At 46.5% G+C, this 11395-nt stretch carries 7 protein-coding genes; 3 read left to right on the forward strand and 4 right to left on the reverse strand.

The annotated features are described in order from the left end of the window. Positions 1 to 27 precede the first annotated feature (27 nt). A complete protein-coding gene (locus AC1RNB_RS03790) occupies positions 28 to 1110 on the reverse strand; it encodes an FUSC family protein (protein ID WP_493080840.1) in 1083 nt (360 codons plus the stop codon). A gap of 166 nt (positions 1111 to 1276) precedes the next feature. Between AC1RNB_RS03790 and AC1RNB_RS03795 the strand changes: the two genes are divergently transcribed. The 3 genes from AC1RNB_RS03795 (at position 1277) to AC1RNB_RS03805 (ending at position 5617) form a co-directional block, all read left to right on the forward strand. Continuing rightward, positions 1277 to 2368 carry a sensor histidine kinase gene (locus AC1RNB_RS03795; RefSeq protein WP_493080841.1) on the forward strand — a complete coding sequence of 364 codons (1092 nt, stop codon included), beginning with the start codon at positions 1277 to 1279 and terminating at the stop codon, positions 2366 to 2368. 1 nt (position 2369) lies between these two features. Beyond that, on the forward strand, positions 2370 to 3101 hold the full coding sequence (locus AC1RNB_RS03800; protein ID WP_493080843.1) for a LytR/AlgR family response regulator transcription factor: 732 nt from the start codon (positions 2370 to 2372) through the stop codon (positions 3099 to 3101). Positions 3102 to 3199: 98 nt separating this feature from the next. Further along, positions 3200 to 5617 carry a TonB-dependent receptor domain-containing protein gene (locus AC1RNB_RS03805; protein ID WP_493080845.1) on the forward strand — a complete coding sequence of 806 codons (2418 nt, stop codon included), beginning with the start codon at positions 3200 to 3202 and terminating at the stop codon, positions 5615 to 5617. 75 nt (positions 5618 to 5692) lie between these two features. Here AC1RNB_RS03805 and AC1RNB_RS03810 read toward each other — a convergent pair whose 3' ends face one another. From AC1RNB_RS03810 to AC1RNB_RS03820, 3 genes are all read right to left on the reverse strand, one after another. Next, positions 5693 to 6952 (reverse strand): DUF1501 domain-containing protein, encoded by a 1260-nt coding sequence (locus tag AC1RNB_RS03810; RefSeq protein WP_493080847.1) that lies wholly within the window; start codon positions 6950 to 6952, stop codon positions 5693 to 5695. Positions 6953 to 7013: 61 nt separating this feature from the next. Next, on the reverse strand, positions 7014 to 9020 hold the full coding sequence (locus tag AC1RNB_RS03815) for a DUF1800 domain-containing protein (protein ID WP_493080848.1): 2007 nt from the start codon (positions 9018 to 9020) through the stop codon (positions 7014 to 7016). 164 nt (positions 9021 to 9184) lie between these two features. Continuing rightward, positions 9185 to 11236: an OPT family oligopeptide transporter gene (locus AC1RNB_RS03820; RefSeq protein WP_493080850.1), complete on the reverse strand. Its 2052-nt coding sequence runs from the start codon at positions 11234 to 11236 to the stop codon at positions 9185 to 9187. Positions 11237 to 11395 lie beyond the last annotated feature (159 nt).

An 11395-nucleotide genomic window follows, 5' to 3' on the forward strand; every position in this document is an offset into this window, starting at 1 on the left:
TCATCGGATTTGATAGCGTTATCTCCTTTACCCCCTCAACACAGCCACCCTTGCCTTACGCAGTTCTCTTGTGGCACGCAGATGCAACGTGCGGTGATACAACACCCAGCCACCTATTGCACCAATCAGGCTGCCCAGCACAATATCAATAAAACGCGCAGAGATCAATGCAGCCGGGTCAGCGGTCATGGCCCTGCCAGCCTCCGCAAGCAGTAAGGTGAGTGGCGTGATAAAAATGACTGCGAGGCCATAATGCCGTACAATCAGCATTTCAACAATAAACTGCAGCAAAAGAATACTCAAACAAACAACAATAGCGCTTGGATGAAAAGAAAGGATCAACCAACCCAAACCGAGTCCGATAAAAGTTCCCAGGATTCTTTGCAGGCTTCGCTGCAGAACGTGACGCCGGTTGGCACCCTGCATAACAGCGATACAGGAAATGGGTACCCAGTAAGGATTATTCAATTTCAGCAGGTGCGCCAATAACAGGGATAAGCCCATCACCAGCCCGATCACAGAAGAAGTGAATATACCTGTAAACCGGATCCTTTTTTTTGCAGGCATTCCTGTCTGTTTTGACGGGTATTTGCTGATGACCAGTAAGGAATACAGCAAAGCCAGCACACAGGCCAGTAAGGCACCCAAACCAAGCATACCTGTTTTAAATACAATGGTTTCGGGTTGATAAGGCATACAACTGGCTATGGATAGCAGCATGATGAAAAAGAAGTTACCCGGGGGCCTTTGATAAAAACGATGGGTGAGCCAGTGTACTGCAAATGAAAGCATCCCCAGCATCAGCGCAGATAACAAAGGATCGAAACTGAATGCCAGGCCCACTGCAAATGAAATCATAAAACCGACTGAACAGATTCCCATGGTGAGCATCCTGGCAGCGATATGGCTGGATGGGATGTATAGGATCACCAATCCACCTGTGCAGGCCAGTATGGCATCATTCAAGCGGCCAAAGAAAAGTCCCGCTAACAGGGGAATACCTACACAAAGAGCCGCCAGCAAGGGAATATGCCAGAGCCGCTCTGATTTTTTCAGTTCCAGCAGTGCGTGTAATTCGCGGCGGATGATATAATGGGTGCGTCTGTTCAATGCGGTTGACAGGTAGATAAATAATATCCAGACGAAATTACTCCGGATCAGTCAGGATACAATAGCCTGCACATCTTTTCCCGGCAAAAAACCAACCTGCTTTTGCGACCTTTTTGTTATCGGATCTTCATTTTACACAAGCCACCATTATCTTCGTAACACAGATATGGCACTGAACGATACACTGAACAAACGCATATACCAAACCATTACGCTGAAAGAGCTGCTTTACTGGGTATTGTTTTATGTGGTGTATGGTTTTATCTATTATGTAACGTACGATATCACTATTTATGCCAAAAACGGTCAGAAGAACGGGTTCGAAGAAAAACTGCTGAACATTGTTTCCGACTTTGCCATCAAAGCTGTTTTAAGTGCCCCGCTCTGGTATCTGTATTTTGTGCAGTTGCGGAATAAGCCTGTATCGGTTCATTTCCTGCTGCACCTGTTTACCATTCCGCTTTTTATCCTCGTATGGCTTATCCTGCATCAGCAGAGTTCGGTGTATTTCGGTTTTGTGAGAGTACAGGGAAAAGCTTCGGCCTGGTTCGACTATTACCTGCCTTTATTGTTTTACCTGATCCAGTTCGCATTGTTTTATGCGCATAATTTCCGTTTAACTACCCTTACCCAACTGGAAAAAGAAAAAAAATTGCTGGCACTGGCACACGAGAGTGAAATGGCAGTGCTGAAAGCGCAGATACATCCTCATTTTTTATTCAACACGCTGAATAATATCAGTGCCCTCATCCGGCCCGAACAGGAAAATGTGCGGGTAATGATTGCACAGCTGGCAGATACATTCCGGTATTCGCTTCGCGCCAGCAAACTGCACCTGGTACCATTGGAAGAAGAACTCCGCTTTTTAGAAACCTATCTTTCTCTTGAAAAAGAAAGATTGGGCAACCGGCTAAGTTTTCAGATTAACTGCCCGAAAGATCTCCGTTTACGCAGCATCCCTCCGATGCTGATCCAGCCCCTGGTTGAAAATGCATTGATCCACGGCATTTCCCGGGCAGCAAGGGGCGGTAGTATTATACTGGACATCAATCAAACCGGTAAGGATTTGCAGTTCACCATTACTGATACCGGCCTGGGTTATGCGGGTAATACCGAAGAACTGTTTCAACAGGAAGGTATTGGTTTGAATAATATCCGTGAGCGTTTGTTGCTTTTATATGGCGAGGAGCTGCGGGTTTCAAAAAATGATCCGTCCGGACTTGTTTTTTCATTTATCATCCCCCTGCAAAATACCTGATATGATCTCTGTACTGATAATTGATGATGAACAAGGTGCCAGGTCTTTGATCAGGGAATATTTATCCCGTTTCCCAGAATTGTCTGTTCTGGGAGAAGCCTGTGATGGTGCAGAAGCAGAACAGATGATTCACTCCCTGAAACCCGACCTGGTCTTTCTCGACATCCAGATGCCTGTATACAACGGATTTGAACTGGTTAACCGGCTGCAGTTTTTCCCAAAAATTATTTTCACAACGGCTTTTGATGAGTTTGCCTTACAGGCTTTTGAAGCCAATGCCATTGATTATCTTTTAAAACCCTATACACTGGAAAGATTCAGCAAAGCGGTTAACAAAGTGCTGCATCAAACCAACCATTCAAAACCACTGCAGGCTTTACTGGAAAGCCTTGCTGCCAAAGCCCATACGCCTATCAGCCACATGCTGCTCGAAAAAGGAAAAGTGCTCGCCAATGTGGCCGTTGAGCAGATCCTGTACTTTGAGGCGGAAAAAGAATATACCCGTATCATTACTTCAGACAACAGCTATCTGAGCAACCTGGGCATAACTCAACTCGAAGAGAAACTGGACCCGAATAAGTTTATCCGCATTCACCGGTCGTATATAGTCCATATCTCTTTTATAAAAGAAGTCAGAAAAGAACCCAATAACTACCAGGTAATCATGACCAATAGCACCGTATTGAATATTGGCAGAACTTATCTCGATCATTTTAAAAAACTGATTCACTGATGCTGTAACCGCATTTCCTGTTGTTCGTGGTCGTATAGGGTCGTTCGTAGGTTATGCCGGTTACCGGCTCCTCCAGCAGACTATGTTTGCCGGAAAAAATGCGATCCCTACTTTTCAGTTTAGCCATTTGCTGTTTTTCTGCAGCTTATAGTCAGTTACCTCCCGTAAAACCCTGCCTCACACGGGGAGTTATTTTTTCGGAGGGTAAGCCGGTAGCGCAGGTAACCGTCACCCTGTTAAGTTTGCCGGATAGTCTTCCGCTGCAAATGCAGGCATCGGCCGGCAATGGCAGTTTCCTGTTCAGCAACCTCTGTAGTGGCAAACTATTGCGCATCAGTGCAACCGGTTTCGCCAACCAGCTGGTACCTGCGCCTGCTGATACTACCCTTGTTATTATTAATCTGGTACCAGTTACCAAAGAACTCAATACTGTTACGGTAAATGCAGAAAGAAGGGCCATACAGTCTTACCCCGACAGAACGGTGATCCGCGTTGACAATACCCCCTCTCATGCAGCTTCCAATGCGCTTGACATTCTGGAAAGATCGCCCGGGGTTTCCGTCGACAGGGATGGCCAGATCAGCATGCAGGGCAAACAGGGAACCCTGCTGTTGATTGATGGAAAAAAAGTTTATGTGAACGCCCAGGAAGCAGCCAACCTGCTGCGTTCCATCAGTGCGCAGCAGATCGATCACATAGAACTGGTTCCGCAGCCTTCTGCCAAATATGATGCGTCCGGTACAGCCGGACTCATCCATATTCATACCAAATCCGGCAGAAATACAGGTTGGAGCGGAAACAGCAGTCTGGTATTATCGGCGGGTAAATATGCCCGGGCCAGCATGAACAGCACTGTATTTTACCAGCAGCCAAAGATCGCTGCCGCTATCTCGTATGCAACGGGATACACACGCAATTCTTACGAAATTTTTATCGACAGGCTATACAGAACAGCCAACAATAAAATCTCTACGTTATACAAACAGTTTACTTTTAATCCGGTTACCCAGATACCACACGCTATCCGAACAAATGTTGATTACCGGATAACCCCTGTAAAAACTATTTCACTACAAGCAACTGCCTATTTCAGTGAACTTACCGATGGAGGAAAAACAAGTACGCATATTTCTGAACCATTGCGGGGAGAAAGTATAGGGTCTACGGATTTTAGTAACCGTATCTCCAGAGCCAATTATTCCGGCGGCATCAGCTACCGGCAGCAACTCAATAAAAAAGGCGACGAGCTTAGTATGGATGCAGACTACAGTTATTTTAACAGGTCAAACACACAAACCAACCATAACTATTTATTTGATTCTGTAAATACCCCGGTAGGTTCGCCTTATCTGCTAAGGGGTGATAACCCGTCGCGGATCTATGTATATTCTGCCAAATTCGATCTTGTAAAAACCGACAATCACCAGTTCAGATGGGAGGCAGGTGGTAAAATGAGTTATGTAAACACCAACAACCGTTCTGATTATGAAAGGTATACCGGAAGCACCTGGGAGCAGGATGCACGTTCCAATCATTTCAATTATACAGAAAAGATCATGGCAGCCTATCTGTCTGTGAAAAAAACAGCCGGCAACTGGAATATCACGGCAGGTGCAAGACTGGAACATACGATGGCCGATGGTGTACAATTGCAGAATAACCAAAGCTTCAGCAAACGATACACCAACCTGTTCCCCTCTGTTAGTATTGCAAAAAAGCTGGAAAATAATCAGACCCTCTTACTCTCTTACAACCGTAGGATTGACAGGCCCAATTACCAGGATCTGAATCCATTTCAGTTCATACTTAACCAGTTTACTTTTCAGCAGGGTAACCCTTTGTTATCGCCACAGTTCACACATACTGTTGAAGCAGGCTGGTCTAAAAGAAACATTTCAGTTAAATACTATTTCAGCCGGATCACTGATCTGATCAGCGATAATATTTATCAGGATACCGCGTTAAAACTGAGTTTTCAGCAGAAAGATAATGTGGCAATCAAATCAATGCATGGCGTCAGTATGAACCTGAGTACACGGGTATGGAACCAACTATCTTTATCCTTTTATACCCATGTTTTTTATAACCGGATACAGGGCAATATTGATCAGGAAACCTTTCGTGTTGAAACTGTTAGTGGTTCGGCCAATGTTACGGCACAGATTCAGTTACCCAAAAGCTGGAGTGTTGACCTGTCCACTACTTATCAGCACAGAAATTACCTCTCTGCTCTCCTCTACGATAAAGGTTCGGCCAATGTAACCGTTGGCGTAGGAAAACAACTTTTCTCAAATACCTGGAATCTTCGCCTCATTGTGCGGGATCCGTTTCTGTGGCAAAGAGTGTATTATACCAGCTATTACAAGGGAGTTGATTTTTCCATCAAACAGTTAACAGATAGCCGGCAGATCAGTATCAGCATCTCTTACAGATTTGGGAAAGATGCCAACCGTTCTGCTGCCAGAAAAAGCAGTGCGGCAGAGGAACAGGCAAGAGCAGGTGCTGCGGGATCCTGAGTCCATTCAATTTAATGCACAAAAAAGCCCAGGTTCACAGACTATGTTCAGACAAACTGTGATCCCGGGCTTTTATCAATTCTTCATCAATGTTAACGCAGTGCCATCCCACGATGGGAACAGTTTTGTATTGTTATTGATCTTCAGATGTCCATTTGCCACCGAGCTGAACACAGAACGGAAATCCGTACTCACCGGCAGGTCACGGCCATCTTCCAGTGCTGCTTTGGCGAGTGATGTAATATTATTGTACACTTTTCCTCCCTGTACATCATTGCCCAATACAAACAAACAACTCGCCCTTCCATGATCAGTTCCGCCGGTACCGTTCTGGTGCGCGGTACGCCCAAATTCGGTCATCGTCATCACGGTTACATCATCCTGGTAAGCTTCCATATCTTTCCAGAATGCAGTTATGCTGTCGCTGAAATCTTTCAGGTTCCGTGCCAGCGCCCCATTCACCGTTCCCTGGTTAAAATGGGTATCCCATCCGCCGCTCTCGGCAAAAGCTACTTCCATACCCACATCCATTTTAATCAGTGTAGCGATCTGTTTTAATGCATTGCCCAGCGGAGAATTCGGATACACTACTCCATTGGCCGGCTGGTAGTTTTTAATATTGTTCACATTGAGCATCTTCATCGCATCAAAACTTTCCTTACCGGTTTTACTCAGGATCTGGCTGGAGGTCTGATCGTACAGCTGCTCAAAAGATTTAGAAGCTAAATTAGTAGCCAACGGATTGCCCCGCATCTGTATGGCAAAATCCTGCAGGTTATTAATCGCTAATGATTCATTATCGCCATACAGACTTCTTGGCAAAGAACTGGTCAGGCTCACTGCACGAAAAGGAGTGCCCTCATGCCCCAGTAAACCCACGGCCCTGTTCAGCCAGCCACTGCTGGTACTCTTGCTGAAGGGGGTGCCGCTTTCCATATAATCCTGCGCATCAAAATGACTGCGGGTGGTATTCGGACTTCCCACGCCGTGTACAATGGCCATACGACCCTCTGTAAAAAAAGGAGCAAATGCTGCCAGTGAAGGATGTAATCCAAAACGTCCGTCCAGGTCTATCTGTTTACCTTCGGTTGTTGCCGGGCTCATATACAAAGTAGGACGCAATGTTTTCAGGTTAGGATCTGCGTACGGACTCACTGCCATCAATCCATCCATTGCCCCGCGCTGGAAAATACAGACCAGTACTTTATTCTTTTTATACGGCAATAAAATCTTGCCGCTATTGGCAGCTCTTGCAATAAAGGTAGGTACCCCACCAAACCCTGCTGCAAACAGCGCCATAGCGCCCGATTTCATAAATGCTCTGCGATTGACCATATGGATTATTTTTTGCGTCTCTGCGCCTTTGCGGAAAAAAATTGGCTCGCAAAGGCGCGGTTTATTTTCTTTGAAATTCTGGAGAACCAATAATGATGCCTGCTACCTGCGATACAGTATTTGTATTACCTGCTACATACAGCGTGGTTACGGGCAGGTTCTTTTTGCTCAGGGCTTTTTTCTCATTTAGTTTTTCCCGTTTATTTTTTTTCGCCGACAGATCCATCATCTCATCCTGTTCCGCTGTTTGCACCTCAGCAGTAGCGAGTGGATTTTTTTCCGCTGCTTCGCTGATCTTCTGTTCCAGGTTGGTATCGCGCACCATGGCGGTAAGGCGGCGGATGTTTTCGTCCTGGTTTCTTTCGGGCAACAGTATCTTACTATAAATAGCCAGTGCCGCTTCTGCACTCTCGGGTTCATGGTTATCATTCAGTGCGGCCAGATTTAATTTTACGCCCGGAATTTTTCCGGTGGCAAATGCCAACCCGAAATTCATCCGGTTCAACAGCGACCCGGTATTGATCCAGTATCCCGCACGATCAGGAAAACCGGTAGGGGCCTGGTAAAAATAGAATCGCTGTCCCATACGCGTACACCAGTTATAGATCTGAAAGGGTTGTTGCACATCTGCATTGGTAGCCCGGATGGCACTGATGGCAAATTCGAACGGCGATTTTACTTTTTCGCGCAACGCTTTTGTATCCCAGAACTCACGGCTGTTCACCATGGTGATCAATACGGTTTTGATATTGCCATGGCTTTTCAGGAAAGCTTCTGTCATTTTATTAACCAATGCCGCCGAAGGCGTATCACTCACAAACCTCGCAGCTAATTTGGTGCTGATGAATTTAGCAGTAGAGGGATGGGTAGCCAGCATTTCCAATACCTGTTCACCTTCTTCATAGCCGCCATTGGCTGGGAAGTTTTTACCGAGGATGGTCTTGGCACTTTCATCATGTTTGTCTGCACGGAATAAAAAATCACCTTCCACCACAAAACCTCTGCGTTGCAGCAAAGCTGGGCCAGCGGCCTGCAGTAATTTGATACCGGGACCATCCTTATACAAGGGCTTCACACTCCAGCCGGTTAAGGCACGGGCTACAGTGGTTACATCCTGCTGCGTATAACCGCCATCTACACCCAACGTGTGCAGCTCCATGATCTCGCGTGCATAATTCTCATTCAGTCCCTGTGTTTTTCTGGCAGCCAGTGTTTGCTGCAATATTTTTCCGCCGGGGGTAGCGGTATCATTGGCCGCCTGCTGTAAACGCTCACGGGCCTGCCTCGCCAGTACATTTTTTTCCTGACGGCGGGCCATGTCGTTATCCATACTTACACTGGAAGCATTGTCCAGATATTCCAGCATGGCAGGGTGTTTGGCCGTGGCTTCCAGCAAGGTGGCAAAATTACCCAGTACATTGGGGCGGATCGCATCACGTTCGTACGTGAGCACGTACTGCTGGCACTGGCCCTTTGTTAAGGAAACATTGAAGTGATTGAACCAGAAATCTGTCAGTAATTCCTGCAGCTGGTTCTGTCCATAGGCCGCACGGATCACTTTCTGGTTAATGAGTTGCCGGTGTAATTCCTGCGGCAGTTGGTAACCCTGTGCATCCATCAGTTTTTTTAACTGTGCACGGTACTCGGGCTTATCCAGGTTGCGGAGAGAATCTTTATCCAGTAAATTATTTTTGGCCGCCACGCGGATGATCTGCCCGGCATTGAGGTAACGGTTCACAATGGTTTCGTTATCCATGGTCAATGCTTCATAATTAGCGGCAGGCAGACGGCGTTTTACTTCCTCATCAGGTAATCGGCTGTTTAATTGTTGCTGTAGCCAGTTATCCAGTCCCATCTCCAGCACCTGTTTTACCTGGCCCGGTTGGATACCGAATGTAAAACGGTTCAGTAAATGGGCCGCAGCCTGCTCCTGTGTGAGTCCCATTTTTTTATAGGGCATATTCAGCCGGGGTTCGGAACTGTCGGCAGAATTGCCCTGTACAAAAGCAGATAACAGTGTAAGACAGGCTCCTACTGTAAAGGTTTGATACAAACGCCGAAGATTCATAGTAACCATTTTTAGTATGACGGGAAACAGAGTGGAAGGTTTAACCCAGCTCCCCATAAAAAAGCCTGCTGTTAGTTACAGCAGGCTTAGCAAATCATTTCCTGACTGCGCCTTTGCTCCTTTGCGAGAAAATTTGCACGCAAAGGCGCAAAGGCGCGGTTTGTTTATGTTGTTTTTTTGATCGCAACGCGGTAGAGGATCATTCCCATAGTGGCAAAGAACAAGGTGCCCAGAATAAAGTAACCACCCTGCGACAAACTATGCACAATACCTTCTTCCATACTGACGGCTTTCAGAAATTTTTCTCCGCTATCCGTTCCTGCCAGAAAAGCGATCACCACACCAGCCACGGCACCACCTGCTACCAGTCCGGTAGCAAACAGGTTGCCCTTGCCCAGCTCCTCTTCCTCCGCATTCAGTTTGATATTCTCTTTTTTCTGTTTGGCTTCTACAATACCCCGGATGGCACCGCCAATAAAGATGGGTAAAGTAGTAGCCAGCGGCAGGTACACACCAATGGCAAAACTGAGTGATTTGATGCCGCATAATTCCATCGTAATGGCTAAGAAAATACCTACTACCACATATTGCCAGTCGAGGTTCTGCGACAGGATTCCTTTGATCAAAGTGGCCATTAAGGTAGCCTGCGGTGCGGGATATTTGTCAGACCCGATAGCATGTTGTACACCTTGCTGCAGCATTTCAGTGGTAGGTCTGTCAAGGAATTTCACGGTTAAACCGATCACGATCGAAGAAACAATGGCACCCACAAACAAAGCGATCTGCTGGTTACGGGGTGTAGCACCTACTATATAACCACTCTTCAGATCCTGCGAAGTAGCGCCGGCATTAGCAGCAGCAATACAGATCATACCACCTACTACCAGTACCAGTGGCTCAAAAGCTTTACCCGTCCAGCCCACGCTTAAAAAGATCAGGCTCGTGCCCATTACCGTAGCAATGGTCATACCGCTGATGGGGTTATTGGAAGAACCGATCAATCCCACAATTCTGGAAGATACGGTCACAAACAAAGCCCCGAACAAAATCACCAGTACACCAATCAGTAATTTCTGCAGAAAACTATCGCCCGGTACCTGCGGTAATACAGCAATCAGTCCAATCAGAGCCAGGCTGCCAAAACCCACTACTTTCAGGTTCAGATCTTTGTCTGTGCGCAATACAGCCGCCGCACCGGGTTGGTTATTGGCTTTTAAAGAAGCCACACTTCCCTTGATGGATTTAATAATAGTAGGAATGGTTTTCAGCAAAGTGATCACCCCCCCTGCCGTAACGGCACCGGCACCTACCTGACGGATATAGGCATAATAAATAGCTGCAGAATAATCAGCAAAACTATGCGTTACCGGATCCCAGCCACCTTTTCCGCCGGCTTTGGTTACATCAACGAGGTAACCCAGTTTTACCAGTTGCAGCGCAATTACATCGCCCGGAACCAGGGTAGAAAGCAGTGGAATAAATACCATCCAGCTCAATACGCTACCCGCCACCAGTACACCGGCAATCTTAGGACCAATGATATAACCCACACCCATATACTCCGGTGTGATCTCTCCGGATACCTTGGCAGAAGGGAAAAATTTATTGATCTGTTTGGTGGCATAAAAAGGGGTTTCTGCAATCACATGTAAAATCTTCTGCAGAATGGCGTAGGCAAACGCTACACCCAGTCCCCAGAAAGCGGTCTTGGCAAAATCGCCTCCTTTCTCACCCGCCTTCAATACATCGCCGCAGGCCGTTCCTTCGGGATAAGGAAGATTTTCATGTTCATTAACGATGAGTGCTTTCCGCAGAGGTATCATTAATAAGGTGCCAAGCAAACCCCCAATGATGGCCAGTATCAGGATGGTGAGATAATTGAAATATTCTGCACTGGAGGGAGAAGAAAGAAACAGAAAACCCGGCAGGGTAAATGCCACACCCGCTGCAATACTCTCGCCCGCAGAACCGGTGGTTTGAATGATGTTGTTCTCGAGGATCGTTGTTTTCAGAAATTTTCGGCCCAGTGTAATCGCAATCACCGCAATGGGAATGGAGGCAGAAACCGTTAACCCGGCTTTCAGCGCCAGGTACACCGTGGCGGCACCGAATATGACCCCGAATAAACTACCTACCAGTATGGATTTTACGGTAAGTTCCTTCATATTTGTTTCAGGGGCAACAAAAGGCTTGAATGTTTTTTTCTCATCAGACATAGTGCAAGTTTTAGTTAGCGTAAGGTATTGGAAGGGAGGGTTAAAGGAAGTTAAACAAGTTGAAGTAGTTAAAGGGGTACAGAAAAGGTAATCGGAAAACTATCCTAGATCCTTACCTCCAACGACCAGTTTAACCAGCTTAACCTCTTTAACCATTTT

The organism is Sediminibacterium sp. GW821-FHT12F12 (genome assembly GCF_058806635.1).

Coding starts and splice junctions, on each gene's coding strand:
- AC1RNB_RS03795 (WP_493080841.1), top strand. CDS start 1,277: ATGGCACTGAACGATACACTGAACAAACGCATATACCAAACCATTACG.
- AC1RNB_RS03800 (WP_493080843.1), top strand. CDS start 2,370: ATGATCTCTGTACTGATAATTGATGATGAACAAGGTGCCAGGTCTTTG.
- AC1RNB_RS03805 (WP_493080845.1), top strand. CDS start 3,200: ATGCGATCCCTACTTTTCAGTTTAGCCATTTGCTGTTTTTCTGCAGCT.
- AC1RNB_RS03810 (WP_493080847.1), bottom strand. CDS start 6,952: ATGGTCAATCGCAGAGCATTTATGAAATCGGGCGCTATGGCGCTGTTT.
- AC1RNB_RS03820 (WP_493080850.1), bottom strand. CDS start 11,236: ATGTCTGATGAGAAAAAAACATTCAAGCCTTTTGTTGCCCCTGAAACA.
- AC1RNB_RS03815 (WP_493080848.1), bottom strand. CDS start 9,020: ATGAATCTTCGGCGTTTGTATCAAACCTTTACAGTAGGAGCCTGTCTT.